Source organism: Paucibacter sp. KBW04, assembly GCF_003852425.1.
Classification (GTDB): domain Bacteria; phylum Pseudomonadota; class Gammaproteobacteria; order Burkholderiales; family Burkholderiaceae_C; genus Paucibacter_A.
Genome location: NZ_QAJN01000018.1, coordinates 31,086 through 47,331 on the forward strand (window position 1 = coordinate 31,086; position 16,246 = coordinate 47,331).

Sequence of the window (16,246 nt, forward strand, 5' to 3'; positions counted from 1 at the left end):
GAGTCGAATAGGGGGTAAATCTGCGCTCAAGGCTTTGGGGAGCGATATCGGGTCAATCTATTTCACGATGCCTAGCTTCCCTTTGGTTCAGCAGAAACACTTGGCATGAATCAAGGCGACTGGATGATGTCCCGCCAGTTGGTGTGAGCTCTTGAGCGAGGCGGCCCGATGAGGGTGGCCATCGTGAGTTCGGATAAGGTTGAGGTGCGACCCACCAACCTGGATCCAAAGGAACGTCTGGATCGATGGGTGTCCCAGTCCGGCTTAGCTACTCAGATGCGGCAGCCAAATTTCGATCGGTATCCCGCTCTTGTTGTCAAACTGCATCGGACCTAGACGCCGGTGGACGGCTCGGCCGCCAGTCCTTGACATAGAGTACAGCACGGTCGCTGAGCTGTATGACACTCTGTTCTTGCAACGTTTGAGCAGCTACTGGCCCATATTTCTGGATCTCGTCAAGCGCGATAAATGACTGCTTCTGGATCTTTGCGTACAGCCCGACGAGATGTGCGACGGAGTCGTTCGAAATATTCTTGAAGAGCACGGAATCGTGCGCAATAGCTGGAAGGCTGGTAGCCCGAAAGACCGCCATGTCGAAAAGTACGAGACCGAAGTACGCCGTCCCTGTTCCGGTGTCCTCGAAGACCTCGAAGTTGTAGGTGGTGTCGGCGAGCGACAGGCGCGGGCTCTTGCGGTGCTCGCCGACTGCTTCGCTGACGATCTTGCGCATCCCTTCATTCACACTGGTCTCAATTTCATTGAGGATGCGTTGCTTCACTTTCGCGAGCGCTTCCCTCGCCTTGTTCAGCGCATCGATATGTGCTTGCTCATGCTCGTAGCCATCTCTGTTGTTCCGTGCAGCCTGAAGTGACAAAGCGACCTTGTAGACGTGGTCAACCAGCGACTCAGGTTGTTCGACTGATCCCAATGCCGCAGCCATCTCCGCGTCGATGCCTGCAATGCCTAAGTCGATCAGGCTCAATTCCTCTGCCAATTGCTCTTTGGACAGTTTCAGCTGTTCCTTGAGGATGCGGGCGACGCCGTCATGAAACGCTTCAACTTCAACGAGTCTTTCGGTGTTGATCTCCGGGAAGAATCTCTGGAGGTCCAGGAAATTTCCACCGTGGAGGGCTCGCTTTCCACCGAGGTTGCGGTCGACCCGCTGTAGGCGCCCGGCCACGATCATGCGGCGCTGAAGCAGATCATCTTTACGCTCTTTGAGTTCTAGGACTTCTTTATTAATTACCGCACTCAGACTTGTCGCGTAACTCGCCAAGTTCTGACGCACTTCTTCAAGATCGCGCTCAAGACCCGCGATCTGTACCTTCGCATTTGTGTACCCCGTCTTGGTGACCTTCGGAATAAGCTGCTTGCTTGCCGCGGCCCGAATAACCTTCAGCTCCGTATCGGCAGTTCGCGCTGCTTGGTCGCGCTCACGAATCGCTTCGAACTTGCCATAAGTTTTGACCAAGTTATCGATGCAATCCTTGTCCTTCTGTTTCGGGAACACATGCAGCGGCTCGTCGGGGATTAGGTTGGTCTTGCCCCACACGCGCAAATGAAGGCCGACAGCAGCGCGGAACGACTGACCGGGTTCAGCGAGGCCGTACGCGCTTTTCAAGAACGCGTTGAATTCATCCAGTTGTATTGCCGACTGCACTTTGTAGTCCGCATCGCAGACGTACAGGGTTTCTGGCGTGATCGTTTCGCGCCTGAAGCGGTGCAGTTCACCAGAAAATTCGAATGCAAAGTCATAGTGGTGGTGTCCCAGCTCAGCCACGATGTCCTTATTCCAATCCAGAAGCGTCGAGCCGCCGAACACGAAGTCCACCAGCATCAAAAGCGTGGATTTGCCAATGGAGTTGGTCGCGTTTTCGTCGCCCAGTACGACATTCAAGCCTGGATGAAACCTTACAACGCGGTTGCAAAATTTCTCGCAGCGGATTTCACGCAGCATATACAACCTTCTCGGTACCAAAGTCGACGGTCAAACGGTCAAGCAGAAAAAGAACATCCAAAGCCAGCAAGAACTGGTCGATGCTCTCGAACTTGTCGCCCACCTGCTGGAACAGATCCGCCAGCCGGATCGATTCGGGCCCCACTTTCAGCACATGGGTCAGGTTCCCCAAGACGGAGGCGGATAGTGGTACAGCCTTGTTAGGGGTGATCACTCGAACACCTCGCAGTTCTGGATGAAGAAAGATGCTACGGCCTCAGCCGACTCAAGGGTTTGGGCCTTTGCCCGGACGCGAATCCAGGCGACCAGATTGGCGAACACCTGTGCCTGAGGCAGACTTTGACGCTTCTGCATCACATAAAACGATTTCACCTGGACAAAGATCTGCTCGGAGCACCCAGGGTCGCTACGCTCAAGCTCCAAGAAGGCGGCCTGCACATGCCGGAAGTAGTCTTCGACAGCATTACGAACCTTGCGCTTGGTGGGCGGCGGCATAGTCGCATCCAGTTTGTCATTGACTGCCTTTGGGGTGAATGACAACTCTGCACTCTCCGCACCCTCTACGGCAGCACTGTGCAAATGAGCAACGACCGCTGCAATCTGCTGCTCAAGGGGGTACTGCGAAGCCAGAGAACGTTGCCGCTCTTGCTGCAAAGCATCGGACTTGATCTGATAAAGGTCGAGGTACTCTTGTGCGGTCCGGGGCTTGTCAAACTTCCCATGGCAGGCGTTGCAAAGGGGAATGATGTTGTCCGGGTCGTTTACATCAGCACAGAGCATTTGCAGGTTAGCTAACTCTATGAGTTCCTCCGGACGCGGGTTCAGAGGGTAGATGTGGGCCATCTCGTAGCCCTTGTACTGCCGTTTCAGCTTTCGATAGAACAGTGGGTCGTCACATAGCGGGCAGCGGCTGCTGACCTGCGCAAGCAGAGCAGCGATCTCCGCGTCGTTGTATCCACGTCTTGCGTTCGTCACTAGGTCCCTCCTTCCGTCGGCGCTTGGCGCACAACGTTGACCGTTATTGATTTAATTTGGTCGCTCCCGACCACTGCTTGTGACGGCGATTTTGGCTGATACAAACGTAGTCCGACAGAATTCTCGTCAGGTTGCTGGATCAATGGCCAAACTGGTGGGATCGGTCTAATTCGCAACCAACAGAATGACCGGTACTCGCGGCGACGGGTAGTCGGGCGCAAGCGCTGAACGACTGTCCCCCACCTCCCTCCCTGACACAATCCCCCCATGGGCGAATTCGATCTGATTCAACGATTTTTCAAGGAGCACAGCCGGCCGTCGGCTGAGGCTGTGCCGGTAGGCATTGGCGATGACTGTGCGGTGATCAATCCGACGGCGGGCATGCAGTGGCTGGTCTCCAGCGATATGTTGGTCGAGGGCCGGCATTTCTTGTCCACGGTGGCGCCTGAGCGTCTGGGGCATAAGGCGCTGGCGGTGAACCTGAGCGATCTGGCGGCTTGTGGCGCGAGGCCGCGGGCCTTCACGCTGGCGCTGAGTTTGCCGCGGGCCGACGAGCAATTCCTAGCGGGCTTTTCGCGCGGCTTGTTCGCGCTGGCGCAAGCCCATGGAATCGAACTGGTGGGCGGCGACACGACGGCCGGGCCGCTGAACATCTGCATCACGGTGATGGGCGAGGCGCCGCGTGGCCAGGCCTTGCTGCGCAGCGGCGCCAAGATTGGCGACGATGTTTATGTGAGCGGCACGACCTTGGGCGACGCGCGGCTGGCGCTGGAGGCCTTCCGTGGCACGGTCCGCTTGCCCGGTGAGGACTTTGACTTGGCGCGCCAGGCGATGGAGTGCCCGCAGCCGCGCGTGGCCCTGGGTCAGGCCTTGCGCGGCTTGGCGCACAGCGCCATCGATGTGTCGGACGGCCTGGTGGGCGACCTGGGCCACATCCTCAAGGCCTCGGGCGTGGGTGCCCGCCTGGAGGTGGATGCCTTGCCGCGCAGCGCCGTGTTGCGCCGCCAGCCCCTGGCCATGCAGCGCGAATGCGGCCTGGCCGGTGGTGATGATTACGAGCTGGTGTTCACCGCGCCCGCAGCCGCCGCTGCGCAACTGGCGGCCGCCGCTGCGGCCAGCGGCACGGCCATCACCCGCATCGGCTGCATCGAGGCCGAGCCCGGTCTGCGGTTGTTCGATGCCCAGGGCCGGGCGCTGGATTTGGGCCTGAGCAGTTTTGACCATTTCAAACAAGCATGAGCATCGGCGTCGACGAATCCTTGGCCAGCGCGGCCGCACCCCGCCGCGCCACCGCAAGCTTCATGCTGGCTCACCCGGCGCGCTGGATCGCCCTGGGCTTTGGCAGCGGGCTCTCGCCTGTTGCGCCGGGCACGGTGGGCACTTTGTGGGCCTGGCTGGCCTTTCTGGTCATCAACCCCTGGCTGAACGACTGGCAATGGGCCGGCTTGCTGCTGGGCGGCACGGTGCTCGGCTGGTGGGCATGCACCATGACAGCGCGGGCCCTGGCAACACCTGACCCCGGCGCCATCGTCTGGGACGAGGTGCTGGCTTTTTGGCTGGTGCTCTGGCTGGTCATGCCCACGGGTTTTTTGGGCCAGGTGATCGCCTTTGCCTTGTTCCGCTACTTCGACGCGGCCAAGCCCGGCCCGGTGGGCTGGGCCGACCGGCTTTACAAAGGCGAGCGTGGCAAGCCGGTGACCTGGGCGCAGGGCTGGGGCATTTTGTTTGACGATTTCGTCGCGGCTGGATGTACGCTTCTGGTGATCGCGCTGTGGCGATTCCTATTCTTCTGACTTCTGACAGGAGGCCCCCATGCATTTCCCTGAAGAGCAAGAACTGATCGATCGCATTGCCGTGGCCCTGATGCAGCGGCGCGAGCGCCTAGGCACGGCGGAGTCCTGCACCGGCGGGCTGATCGCCGCAGCCTGCACCAGCTTGTCGGGCTCCAGCCAGTGGTTTGAGCGCGGCGTGGTCAGCTATAGCAATGAGTCCAAGACCGAGCTGCTGGGTGTGCCCGCGGCCTTGATCGGCCTGCATGGCTCGGTCAGCGGCGAGGTGGCCTTGCATATGGCGCGCGGCCTGCTGGCCCATGCGCCGGTGGACTGGGCGCTGGCGGTGACCGGCATCGCCGGCCCCACCGGCGGCAGCACCGACAAGCCCGTGGGCACCGTCTGGCTGGCCCTGGTGCACGGCTGCGCCGAGCCCAAGGTCTGGCAAGAGCTATTCACCGGTGACCGCCACGCCGTGCGCACGGCCACCTTGCGCGCCGGTCTGATGGCCTTGTGCGAGGCATTAGAAGATAAAGACCGATGAGTTTGCTGCTGCTGGGTCGCTGGTCTGATGCAGAGCGGGACCGCTGGCTGCAGCTGCTGCAAGCCGAACTGCCCGCCGAGCGTTTCTTGCTGGCCCCGCCCACCGACCCGGCCGAGGCCGCCGAGGTGGAGGCGGCCATCGTCGCCAACCCCGAACCCGGCAGCTTGATCGGCTTGCCGAACTTGCGGCTGATTCAGTCCGTCTGGGCTGGGGTGGACCGCCTGTTGCAAGACCCCACTTTGCCGCCCGAGGTGCCGCTCTCCCGCATGGTGGACCCGGCGATGAACGAGGCCATGGTGCACACGGCGCTGTGGGCCGTGCTGAGCCTGCACCGGCATTTCTTTGCCTTGGCCCGCCAGCAGCGCGAAGGCCTTTGGCAGCAGCCCGAGCAGCGCCGCGCGGCCGAGGTCAACGTGTTGGTGCTGGGGCTGGGCGAGTTAGGTGGGCGTGTGGCGCGGGCCTTGGCGGCGCAAGGCTATGCCGTCAGCGCCTGGAGCACCCGGCCTACCGAACAAGCTGGTTTGCGCTGCCTGGCCGGTGAGGCCGCTTTGCAAGCCGCCTTGGCCGAGGCCGATGTGGTCATCAATCTGCTGCCCCTGACCCCAGCCACCCAGCAGTTCTTCAGCGCGGCGCGCCTGGCCCAGATGCGGCGTGGCGCGGCCCTGGTGAACCTGGCGCGCGGCGCCCATGTGGACGAGGCGGCCCTGCTGCAGGCCTTGGCCAGCGGCCAGCTGGGCCATGCCGTGCTGGATGTGTTCGCGCAGGAGCCGTTAGACCCCGGTCATGCCTTTTGGCAGCACCCGCAGGTGACGGTGCTGCCGCATTGCGCGGCGCAGACCGATGCGCGCAGCGCGGCGGCCGTGGTGTTGGCCAATCTGCGGGCTTTGCGCGAGGGGCGGCCGCTGGCTCACCAAGTGAGCCGACAGCGCGGCTACTGAGGCCGCAGCCTCAGCTGAGGCCGCCCAACACGGTGTCGGCCGATTCGCTGCTCAGATCGGGGGCCTGCCAGCCGCGCAGCCAGTCCAGGAACTGGTTCTCGGGCATGGGCTTGGCGATGAAGTAACCCTGACCTTCATCGCAGCCCAGGGCGGCCAGGATCTTCCAGGCCTTGGCGGTCTCCACGCCCTCGGCCACCACCGACAGGCCCAGGTTGTGGGCCAGCTCGATGGTGGAGTGCACGATCTTGGCGTCGCCCAGATCGTTTTCCATGGCCAGCACAAAGCTTTTGTCGATCTTGAGCTCGTCCACCGGCAAGGTCTTCAGATAGGCCAGCGAGGAGTAGCCGGTGCCGAAGTCATCGATGGACAGCTTGAAGCCCAGGGCGCTGAGCTGCTCCAGCGTGCTGAGCGCGCGCTGGGGGTCGTCCATGATGGCGCTTTCGGTGATCTCCAGGCACAGGGCCTGGCTGCTGGCGCCCTGGGTGGCGAGCATGGACATGATCTTGCCCGGCAAGTCCTGATCCAGCAGATCGCGGGTGGAGAGGTTGACGCTGATGCGCAGATCCACGCCCTGCGCCCGCGCCTGCGACCAGGCGCGCAAGGAGGCGGCGATCACCCAGGTGGTGAGCTTGCGGATGAAGCCGCTTTGCTCGGCAAAGGGGATAAAGTGCAGAGGCGGCACCAGGCCGCGCTCGGGGTGCTGCCAGCGCACCAGGGCCTCGGCGCTGAGGATGCGGCCCCGGGCCAGATCGACCTTGGGCTGCAGATACAGGCGCAGCTCACCGGCCTCGACCGCGTGGCGCAATTCGCCCAGCAAGGACAAAGACTCCTGGCTGCCCACATCCAGCTTGGCGCTGTAGACCATGCTGCCGCTCTGGCGTTTTTTGGCGTCGAACATGGCCAGGGTGGCGCGGGCCAACAGCAGCTTGGCCTCGCGCCCATGCTGGGGCGCCAGGGCGATGCCGATGCCGGCGCTCAGGTCCACCGTCTGATCCTGGATCTGCAGGGGGTTTTCAAAATCGCGCCGGATCGCATCGGCCAGAGCCAGGGCCGAGCTTTCATTGGCGCCGCGCAGCAGCAGGGCAAACTCATCGCCGCTGAGTCGGGCCAGGGCGTCTTCGGGGCCGGGTAGCAGGGCTTGCAGGCGCTTTGCCACCTTGCGCAAGAGCAGGTCGCCGAATTCATGGCCCTGCACATCGTTGACATGCTTGAAGCGGTCCAGACCCAGGGTCAGCACGGCTGCGGAGTTGGCGGCCCCGGCCCGCTCCAGGGCATTGCTCACCAGCAGGCCGAAGCCGGCGCGGTTGGGCAGCTCGGTCAGCTGGTCTTTGAAGGCCAGGTCGTTCAAGCTGGTGTCGCGCTGGTGTATGCCTTGGCGCATGGCTTCAAAGGCGCGGGCCAGATTGCTGACCTCCTCAGCGCCCTTGATCGGGGCCACCGGGGTGTCGTAGTCGCCACGGCCCAGGCGTTCCACCGAGTCGGCCAGCTTGGAGATGGGCTCGCTGATGCGGCGCGCCGTCAGCACGCTGCCCAGGGCAAAGGCGGCCACGCCCAGCAGGGTCAGCCAGGCCAGGGTTTGACGCAGCAGGCCGAAGGAGAGAAAGGCCTTGTCAAAAGAGCGCAGCAGCACCACCACCAGCTCCTGCGAGCCCTCTTTCAGCAAGGGCAGGTAGAGGCCGCGCATCTCCTCGGCGCCGATCTGCAGGCCAAAGGGGCGGCTGTCGCCTTCGGGCTTGTCTTGCATTTGCTGGGCTACGGCGACGGTGTGCTGAATGTCCAGCACCGAGCCCAGGGGCTGCCAGGCCGCTTGGGCTTGGTCACGCCGCAGGATCACGCCGTGCAGCTGGGACAGGTCTTGCAGCTCCCGCAGCGGCTCGTCCTGCAGGTCTACCGCCATCAGCAGCCAGCCGCCCAGGCCGGCCGCATGCACCGGCACGGCCACCAGCTGGTAGGCGCGGCCCTTGACCAGGGCCAGATTGGTTTGCCAGGCCGGGGCCTTGCCCTCGCTGGCCTGGGTCATGGCGGTCTGCAAGCGCGGCAGAAGGGCGGCAAAGTCCTGCGCCTCGGGGGCGGTGGCGGCGATCACCTGGGCATTGCTGTCCGCGTAGGCGATCAGGCCGGCCTTGAGCAGGGTGCGGTTCTTGGAGTCCAGCGCGCTGACCAGGGTCTCGGCGAATTCCTCGCGGCTCATGCTGCCGGCATCGGCCAGCACATCGCGGATGCCGTGGTTGTTCTCCAGCTGGCGCAGCAGGGCGGTGCGCTGTTGCGCGTCCTGCACCAGCAGATGTTCAAACATGCGCTGGCCGGTCTGCAACTCGGCTTGCACGGTCAGCTCGGTGCTGTTCTTGATGTTGGCGTCGGTGATGAACCAGCTGGCCAGTTGCACCACGGCCAGCAAGGCCAGAAAGGGCGCGACGATGCGGCCTTCCAGGCGCTTGAGGTTGAGAAAAGCCGGCAGGGCAAGTTTCATCGGACGGGGGGCGGGCTAGAGAGGCCAGGCGCGCGCTCAGCGCTCCAGGCTGAGGCTGAGTTCCAGCTGATTATTGCCCGTACCGCTCACGCTCAGCGCTTGCTCGCGCAGCAGCGGCTGTTTGAAACCGGGGTGCCAGTAACGCAGCATATGTTCGCCAGCGGGCAGGTCCAGCTTGAGCAGGCCGCTGGCATCGGTCTTGCCGAACAAGGGCGTGTCCACCACCACCACATGGGCGCTCATGCTGTCGTGGATATTGCAGCCCAGGGTGGCCACACCGGCCTTGTCGAACAGCACCGGCTCGGCGGGCGTGCCGGAGTAGAGCTTCATATCGAACTTCTTGGCCGCCGAGAAGGAGTAGACATGGTGACGCACCGTGTCGAAGTTAGGGAAATTGACCGGCGTGCCGGTCTGCACCACCAGCACAAAGGGTTGGAACTGGCGGCGGCGCTGTTCGATCTGTGCCTGGGTCTTGCTGCCGGCGGGCAGGCGGCTGGGCTGACCCTTTAACTCGACGGCGATGACGGCATCGGCCAGGGGCTGGCCTTTGGCGTCGCGCACCTGCACGCTCCAGGGCAGGGCGTGGGCGCCGAGGCTGAGCAGGCCTAGCCATAGGCCGAGGCCCAGGCCCAAACCGGCGGGCCGCCAGCTTGGCCGGCGCTGATGGGGCGCTATTGCGTTCATGGCCGACCTCTCTGGAGCAGGGTTGCGGGGGGCAAGTCAATGGTTGGCAACGATATCCCGCTTCATCGGCGCGAGCTGACGCAAGAGTTCGTTTTTCGCGGAGGCCGTCACGCCGGCGGCGTCCAGTTCTTCGCGCAGCATGCTGACCAGGGCATCGAACTCGCTGGCCGTGATCTTGGCCTCGCGGTGTGAGCGCGCCATGGTCTCGCCTTCGTAGACGCAGGGCCCGCCGTTGAGGGCGCAAATCTGCTGGGCCAGGCTGGTCTTGATGGCGGCCAGTTTGATGCCCTCAAAGCTGCGACGGGTGCGTGCATCGCTGGCGCTGCGATCCAAGGTGCGCGAGACCACCTGGGCGATGCCGGCCTCGCCGCCCAGGCGCTGGTAGAGCGTGGGCTTGGCTGGGCTGGCGCAGGCGCCGAGCAGGAGCAGGCTGAGCATCCAGGCAAAGAGGTGGTGGCGGCGTTGAGAAGGCATGGCTTGAAGGGCTTGGCGGGCTTGGATCTAGGAGTTCTTGCTTCAGGCTCCCTGTGTTCAGCCGAAAACCAAACAGGCGAATCCCTCGCCTTGTTCTATCGACCTTTTTTGCCGTCGACTTGAGTCGCCTCACGCCATGCTTGAACTCCCGTGCCCTAGGCCCCGATTCGGACGGATCGCCTTCACCGTTTCCTTGCTGCTGAGCTTGGGCGCTGGCCAGGCCTGGGCGGGCAACAAGCTGCTGGCCACCTCGGGTGTGAGCCAGGTCGAGGGCGCGGCCGGTGGCGGCCTGAGCCCCTGGGCCTTGATCGCCGGCGGCGGCAGCCGCGATGAGATCGGTGCCTCGGCCTTTGCCACCCGGGTGCAGACCCGGGGCGGCTATGTGCTGGAGGCCGGGGGTGTGGCCCTGGGCCTGTACGACAGCGTGGAGTTGTCGGCGGCGCGCTGGCGCTTTGGCTTGGCCGACACGGTGCCGGGCCAGAGCTTGGGCGTCGACGTATTCGGCCTGAAGTGGCGGGTCTTCGGTGATGCGGTGTTTGAGGCCGACAGCCCCTGGCCGCAGATCGCCCTGGGCCTGCAGCACAAGCGCAACAGCCGCATGCTGGTGCCCGAGCTGTTGGGCGCCAAGCGCGCCAGCGATACCGAGCCCTACCTCAGCTTCAGCAAGCTGTGGCTGGGTGCGGCGGGCGGCTTCAATCTGCTGGGCAATCTGACGTTGCGCGGCACGCGCGCCAATCAGATGGGCTTGCTGGGCTTTGGCGGCGACCGGGGCGACGCTTTGCGCGCCCAGGCCGAGGCCTCGCTGGTGCTGCTGCCGCGCGACAACCTTGCCCTGGGCCTGGAGTGGCGCGACAAGCCCAGCCTGCTCAGCGCCGCCCCCGAGACGCGCGCCTGGGACTTGTTCCTGAGCTGGTGGCCTTGCGCCAACATCAATCTGACCCTGGCCTTTTTGGACCTGGGTCAGATCGCCGACAAGAAGGCGCAGCGCGGCAGCTATCTCTCCTTGCAAGCGCAGTTCTGAGAGTCATTTGGGCTGGGTTTGAAGCCGTCCAAGTAGCAAGTTATGCAGTTCGTCGCCTGCCGCTGGGCTGGCGGTCCAGGCCTGGCAAGAATTTGCCCAGGTCCTGCACTCTTTGAAACTTGGACGTTTATGTCAACACTCGATTCACTCTCAATGCCTGCCCTGGCTCGGCGCGCCGCCTTCGGCATCGCCCTGGCCTTGGGCACCTGCTTCGGCCCCGCGGCTCATGCGGCCGAGAACAGCGCCGCCGCAGTAGCGCAAAAACCTGCCAAGCCGCAGCTGCTCTTGCTGGCCACCTATCACATGGCCAATCCGGGTCTGGATGTGGTCAAGCAGCAGGCCGATGACATCCTGAGCCCGCGCCGTCAACAGGAGCTGGAAGCTCTGGTTGCCGATTTGGCCGGTTTCAAACCCACGGTCGTGGCGGTGGAAGAACTGCCGCGCAACGAGGCCAAGCTCAAACAGCGCTACGCGGACTGGCGTGCGGGCAAGGCCCCACTCGGGCGCGGCGAGATCGAGCAGATCGGCTTTCGCCTGCTGCAAGGCATGGGCGGGCCGGACGAGTGGCAGATGCGGGCCATCAACTGGAACGGCATGCCGCCCGGTGAGCTGAAGGCTTACAACTACGAAGAATGGGCCGAGGCGCGTGGGCAAACTGCGCGCTTGCAGGCCATACGGGCCCGCTCGCAAGCCGAGTCGGACGAGCGCTACCTGGTTCTGCATGCGCAAGGCTTGCGCGCCTTTTTGCAGTTGATCAACTCGGCGGAGTGCATGGCCGCCTCACATGCGCGCTACTTTGAGTACGCCACCCTGGCCGACGATGAATGGGGCGCCGGCGCCAACTGGGTGGGGCACTGGATGACGCGCAATCTGCGCATGTTTGGCAAGCTGCGCGAGCTGGCTCAGCCTGGCGCGCGGGTCTTGCTGATCGTGGGCTCTGGCCATGCCAAGCTGTTAAGCGAGTACGCGCGTGAGTCTGGCGTGTTCGAGGTGGTGGACACCCAGGCTTGGTTGAAGGCCAAGCCCTGAGCGGCTGCCCCTAGGAGTCTGCGCGGCAGAAGAAGTGTCGGCTGCGCAGACTCCTAGCCTTGCAATGCGAGACGCGGCGCGCGCGGCGCCGTGGCCTCCACCAGCATCAGCGCCAGGCGGCGCAGGCCGGCCCAGGGCTCGCTGGGCCAGTCGGGGTGGCGCAGGCCTTTGACTAAGCCGTCGCAGACTTGCGCGGCCTGCACCAAACGGGTCAGGTCGGCGGCGTGCAGACCCGGCACGATGCGCTCAAACAAGCGCTCCTTGGGCCCCCAGACTCGTGCCTCGCGCAAGGCCATGGGCAGGGGCTTGCCGCCGTCCACCGCGTCGCGCACGCGCTTCAAGGCGCGGATGTCTTCGGCCAGCGCCCAGTGCACCAGCACGGCGGCTTCGCCCTCGGCCTCCAGGCCGTCCAGCATGCGCAGCACGCGGGCGACCTGGCCGCCGAGCACCGATTCACTCAGCTTGAACACGTCGTAACGGGCCACGTTCAGCACGGCGGCTTCGATCTGCTCCAAGCTCAGCTCGCCCTTGGGGTGCAGCAGGGCCAGCTTTTGCAATTCCTGGTGCGCGGCCAGCAGATTGCCTTCCACCCGGTCGGCAAAAAAGGCCAGGGTGCGTTGACCCTCTTCACCCTCGGGCACGCGTTGGCCTTGCGCCACCAGGCGTTGGGCGATCCACTGCGGCAGGGCGCGGCGTTCGACAGGATCGACCCGCACGCTGGCACCGGCGCCGTCCAGGGCCAGGAACCAGGCGCTGTTCAGCTGGGTCTTGTCCAGGCGCGGCAGGGTGACGAGGGTGACGACGTCTTCAGGCAAATGCTCGCAGTAACGCTGCAAGGCCTCGGAGCCGTCCTTGCCCGGCTTGCCGGAAGGGATGCGGATCTCGATGAACTGGCGCTCGGCAAACAAGCTCATGGCCTGAGCCGCGCCCAAGACCGGCGCCCAGTCGAAGTAGGCGCCCGCGACGGTGAAGACCTTGCGCTCGCCATAGCCCTGGGCGCGGGCCGCGGCGCGGATGGCGTCGGCCGCTTCCTGAGCCAGCAAGGCCTCGTCGCCGTACACGGTGTAGATGGGGCGCAGGGCTTTGGAAAGCTGCTGCGAAAGGGCGTCGGCGCGGATTTGCATGGGGGATTTAACTCGGCAAACGCACGGCCGCCAGGCGACGCAAAAGCTGATTCACCACGTCAGATTGCATGGCGCGGTAGAGCTGGGCTTCTTCCTGCTCCTTGGCCAGGGCGGCGCTTTCGGTGGTGTTCATGTCGCGCGACATGCGCAGCTGGGTATTGGGCAGCAAGACTTCGCCCGCTGGCGTGCGCAGCAAAAAGTCCAGCTTGACGCGCAACTGCCATTCGCGGATTTGGCCGGCCGTGGTGGTGACGACCGAGGTCTTGTCGCGCTCGTCCAGCAGCGCCTCCAGCACCAGCTCGGCGCGATTGGGGTCTTCCACCAGCTTCACAGGCGTGCGCGCCAGCTGGCGGCGCAGCTCCTGCGCCAGCGGCGAGCCCGGCGCGAAGCCGGTCAGCGCAATGCTCTGGAACAGCAGCTCCGGCTCGCGCCGCGGCTGGAAGCCGCAGGCGCTGAGGCTCAGGGCCGCTGCCAGCAGGGCGCTGGCGCGCAGGACTTGGCGTCGGTTCTGCTGCATCTGAGCCAGCCGCGCTTAGGCCACCACGTTGACGAGACGACCCGGCACCACGATGACCTTCTTCACCGGCCGGCCTTCGCAGAACTTGATGCAGTCTTCGTTGGCCAGGGCGGCCGCTTCGATAGCAGCCTTGTCCGCGCCGGCCGCGACCTTGATCGCGCCACGCAGCTTGCCATTGACCTGCAGCATCAGCTCGATCTCGTCCTGCACCAGGGCGGCTTCGTCCACGGTGGGCCAGGGGGCGTCGAGCAGGTCGCCGAACTGAGCTTCAAAGCCCAGGGCTTGCCACAGACCGTGGGTGATGTGCGGCGCCACAGGGTAGAGGGCGCGCAGCAAAATGCCCGTGCCTTCACGCAGGGCGGCCGCATCACCAGCCTGCAGCTTGGCATCTTCCAGGGCGTTGAGCAGCTTCATCACGCCCGAGACCACGGTGTTGTACTGCAGGCGCTGATAGTCGCTGCTGATCTGGCCCAAGAGCTTATGCACTTCGCGGCGCAGGTCTTGAGCGGCCGAGCTTTGACCCTCGAAACTGGTGCCCGCAGCTTGAATGCTGGACTGGTGCTTGAGGCCGAAAGCCCAGAGGCGACGCAGGTAACGGTAAGCGCCCTCGGCACCGCTGTCCGACCAAGCCGCGCTTTGGTCCGGTGGGCCGGCGAACATGGTGAACAAGCGTGCCGTGTCGGCGCCGAACTTCTCGATGATGTCGCGCGGTTCGACCACATTGTTCTTGGACTTGGACATCTTCTCGATGCCTCCCAGGGACACGGGCAAGCCGTCGTCCTTGGCCGTGGCGCCGATGGGGTGGCCCTTGTCGTCGAACTGGACATTCACCTCGCTGGGGTAGAACCAGCGCTTCTTGCCCGAGGCTTCTTCGCGGTAGAAGGACTCGTTCAGCAGCATGCCTTGGGTGAACAGCTTGGTGAAGGGCTCGTCGAACTTCACCAGGCCGATATCACGCATGGCCTTGGTCCAGAAACGCGCGTACAGCAGGTGCAGCACGGCGTGTTCGATACCGCCGATGTACTGGTCCATGGGCGACCAGTAGTCGTTGCGGGCATCGACCATGCTGTCTGCCGCATCTGGGCAGGTGTAGCGCATGTAGTACCAAGCGCTGTCCACAAAGGTGTCCATGGTGTCCGTCTCACGCTGAGCGGGCTTGCCGCAGCTGGGGCAGGCCACATTCAGGAAGGACGAGCATTTCTTGAGAGGATTGCCGGAGCCATCGGGGATCAAGTCCTCGGGCAGCACCACGGGCAGGTCTTTCTCGGGCACGGGCACCGAGCCGCAGTCGGCGCAGTGAATGATGGGGATAGGCGTGCCCCAGTAGCGCTGGCGGCTGATGCCCCAGTCGCGCAGACGCCAGGTGGTTTTCTTCTCGCCCAGGCCCTTGGCACCAATCAGTTCGGCGACCTTGTTGACGGCTTCCTTGTGCGGCAGGCCATCCAACTCGCCCGAGTTGATGCAGACCGCGCGCTGCTTGTCGCCATACCAGTCGGCCCAGCCGTCCAGGCTGAAGGTTTCGCCTTCAGCCTTGATGACCTGCTTGATTTCAATGTCGTACTTCTTGGCAAAGGCGAAGTCGCGTTCGTCGTGCGCGGGCACGCCCATCACGGCGCCGTCGCCATAGCTCATCAAGACGTAGTTGCCGACCCAGACCTCGACTTGCACGCCGGTCAGCGGGTGGGTGACGAAGAGGCCGGTGCGCAGGCCCTTCTTCTCTTGCGTCGCGAGCTCGGCCTCGGTGGTGCCGCCGGCCTTGCATTCTTCGATAAAGGCCTGCAGAGCGGGGTTGCTGGCGGCTGCGTGCAGCGCCAGGGGGTGCTCAGGCGCCACAGCGCAGAAGGTCACGCCCATGACGGTGTCGGCGCGGGTGGTGAAAACGTAGAGCTTGCCGTCCTGAATCAAAGCACCGTCGGCGCCCTTGATCTCATGTGGGAAGGCGAAGCGCACGCCCTCGCTCTTGCCGATCCAATGTTCCTGCATCAGGCGCACGCGCTCGGGCCAGCCGCTCAGATAGCCGGGAGCTTCGGGGTCGGCCACATTGGCCAACAATTCGTCAGCGTATTGGGTGATAGCGAAGTAGTAGCCGGGGATCTCACGCTTTTCCACCAGGGCGCCGGAGCGCCAGCCGCGGCCGTCCACCACTTGTTCATTGGCCAGCACGGTTTGGTCGATCGGGTCCCAGTTCACCACCTGAGTCTTTTTGTAGACCACGCCCTTTTCCAGCATCTTCAGGAAGAACCACTGGTTCCACTTGTAATAGCTGGCGTCGCAGGTGGCGACTTCACGGGTCCAGTCAAATGCCAGGCCCAGGGGCTGCATCTGAGCCTTCATATCGGCGATGTTGTCGCGCGTCCATTGGGCGGGGGCAACGTTCTTGTCCATCGCCGCGTTCTCCGCCGGCAGACCAAACGCGTCCCAGCCCATGGGCATCAAGACGTTGTAGCCCTTCATGCGCAGCTGGCGCGTGAGCATGTCGTTGATCGTGTAGTTGCGCACATGGCCCATATGCAGCTTGCCGCTGGGGTAGGGCAGCATGGAGCAGGCGTAGAACTTGGGTTTGTTCTGATCCTCGACCACGCGGTAAGCGTCGCGGGAATTCCAATACTGGCGCGCAGCGGCTTCGATCTCGTTCGGGGCGTACTTTTCGTTCATGCGCCAAATTGTAGGGGCTGAGCCCGCACTCAAGTTCCGGAAGGAACTTGTGGCTGGCGAAGGCCCAGACGCGATACAAGCGGCTGGGC

At 64.0% G+C, this 16,246-nt stretch carries 15 protein-coding genes; 6 read left to right on the forward strand and 9 right to left on the reverse strand.

Annotated features, from left to right (window positions below; translation table 11 throughout):
* Positions 1-316: 316 nt before the first annotated feature.
* From DBR47_RS21585 to DBR47_RS21595, 3 genes are read right to left on the reverse strand one after another with little or no spacing between them, the layout of a single operon-like run.
* A complete protein-coding gene (locus tag DBR47_RS21585) occupies positions 317-1,957 on the reverse strand; it encodes a DUF2326 domain-containing protein (RefSeq protein WP_124453997.1) in 1,641 nt (546 codons plus the stop codon).
* A complete protein-coding gene (locus DBR47_RS21590) occupies positions 1,947-2,171 on the reverse strand; it encodes an ABC-three component system middle component 7 (RefSeq protein ID WP_124453999.1) in 225 nt (74 codons plus the stop codon). The genes DBR47_RS21585 and DBR47_RS21590 overlap by 11 nt, the downstream gene beginning before the upstream one ends.
* Positions 2,168-2,932 (reverse strand): ABC-three component system protein, encoded by a 765-nt coding sequence (locus DBR47_RS21595; protein WP_124454001.1) that lies wholly within the window; start codon positions 2,930-2,932, stop codon positions 2,168-2,170. Before DBR47_RS21595 ends, DBR47_RS21590 begins: the two co-directional genes overlap by 4 nt.
* A gap of 267 nt (positions 2,933-3,199) precedes the next feature.
* Between DBR47_RS21595 and thiL the strand changes: the two genes are divergently transcribed.
* The 4 genes from thiL to DBR47_RS21615 are packed head-to-tail and all read left to right on the forward strand — an operon-like array spanning position 3,200 to position 6,183.
* The gene (gene thiL, locus DBR47_RS21600; RefSeq protein WP_124454003.1) at positions 3,200-4,171 is read left to right on the forward strand and encodes a thiamine-phosphate kinase; all 972 of its coding nucleotides are present in this window, start codon (positions 3,200-3,202) and stop codon (positions 4,169-4,171) included.
* Positions 4,168-4,725, forward strand: a complete 558-nt coding sequence (locus DBR47_RS21605; protein WP_124454005.1) for a phosphatidylglycerophosphatase A — start codon at positions 4,168-4,170, stop codon at positions 4,723-4,725. The genes thiL and DBR47_RS21605 overlap by 4 nt, the downstream gene beginning before the upstream one ends.
* A gap of 19 nt (positions 4,726-4,744) precedes the next feature.
* Positions 4,745-5,245: a CinA family protein gene (locus tag DBR47_RS21610; RefSeq protein ID WP_124454007.1), complete on the forward strand. Its 501-nt coding sequence runs from the start codon at positions 4,745-4,747 to the stop codon at positions 5,243-5,245.
* Positions 5,242-6,183 carry an NAD(P)-dependent oxidoreductase gene (locus DBR47_RS21615; protein WP_124454009.1) on the forward strand — a complete coding sequence of 314 codons (942 nt, stop codon included), beginning with the start codon at positions 5,242-5,244 and terminating at the stop codon, positions 6,181-6,183. The genes DBR47_RS21610 and DBR47_RS21615 overlap by 4 nt, the downstream gene beginning before the upstream one ends.
* Before the next feature lie 10 nt (positions 6,184-6,193).
* Here DBR47_RS21615 and DBR47_RS21620 read toward each other — a convergent pair whose 3' ends face one another.
* The 3 genes from DBR47_RS21620 to DBR47_RS21630 are packed head-to-tail and all read right to left on the reverse strand — an operon-like array spanning position 6,194 to position 9,811.
* Entirely contained in the window at positions 6,194-8,653 is a 2,460-nt protein-coding gene (locus DBR47_RS21620; protein WP_124454011.1) for a bifunctional diguanylate cyclase/phosphodiesterase, read from the reverse strand.
* A 36-nt stretch (positions 8,654-8,689) separates the two neighbouring features.
* Positions 8,690-9,337: a methylamine utilization protein gene (locus DBR47_RS21625; RefSeq protein ID WP_197047214.1), complete on the reverse strand. Its 648-nt coding sequence runs from the start codon at positions 9,335-9,337 to the stop codon at positions 8,690-8,692.
* Positions 9,338-9,373: 36 nt separating this feature from the next.
* A complete protein-coding gene (locus DBR47_RS21630) occupies positions 9,374-9,811 on the reverse strand; it encodes a group 1 truncated hemoglobin (RefSeq protein ID WP_124454013.1) in 438 nt (145 codons plus the stop codon).
* A 136-nt stretch (positions 9,812-9,947) separates the two neighbouring features.
* Between DBR47_RS21630 and DBR47_RS21635 the strand changes: the two genes are divergently transcribed.
* Both DBR47_RS21635 and DBR47_RS21640 read left to right on the forward strand, forming a co-directional pair.
* A complete protein-coding gene (locus DBR47_RS21635) occupies positions 9,948-10,832 on the forward strand; it encodes a DUF3034 family protein (RefSeq protein ID WP_124454015.1) in 885 nt (294 codons plus the stop codon).
* A gap of 129 nt (positions 10,833-10,961) precedes the next feature.
* On the forward strand, positions 10,962-11,861 hold the full coding sequence (locus DBR47_RS21640; RefSeq protein WP_124454017.1) for a DUF5694 domain-containing protein: 900 nt from the start codon (positions 10,962-10,964) through the stop codon (positions 11,859-11,861).
* A gap of 53 nt (positions 11,862-11,914) precedes the next feature.
* Here the strand turns inward: DBR47_RS21640 and holA are convergent, their stop codons facing one another.
* The 3 genes from holA to leuS are packed head-to-tail and all read right to left on the reverse strand — an operon-like array spanning position 11,915 to position 16,157.
* The gene (gene holA, locus DBR47_RS21645; protein ID WP_124454019.1) at positions 11,915-12,985 is read right to left on the reverse strand and encodes a DNA polymerase III subunit delta; all 1,071 of its coding nucleotides are present in this window, start codon (positions 12,983-12,985) and stop codon (positions 11,915-11,917) included.
* Positions 12,986-12,992: 7 nt separating this feature from the next.
* Positions 12,993-13,502, reverse strand: a complete 510-nt coding sequence (gene lptE / locus DBR47_RS21650; RefSeq protein WP_124454021.1) for an LPS assembly lipoprotein LptE — start codon at positions 13,500-13,502, stop codon at positions 12,993-12,995.
* Positions 13,503-13,517: 15 nt separating this feature from the next.
* Entirely contained in the window at positions 13,518-16,157 is a 2,640-nt protein-coding gene (gene leuS / locus DBR47_RS21655) for a leucine--tRNA ligase (protein WP_124454023.1), read from the reverse strand.
* Positions 16,158-16,246 lie beyond the last annotated feature (89 nt).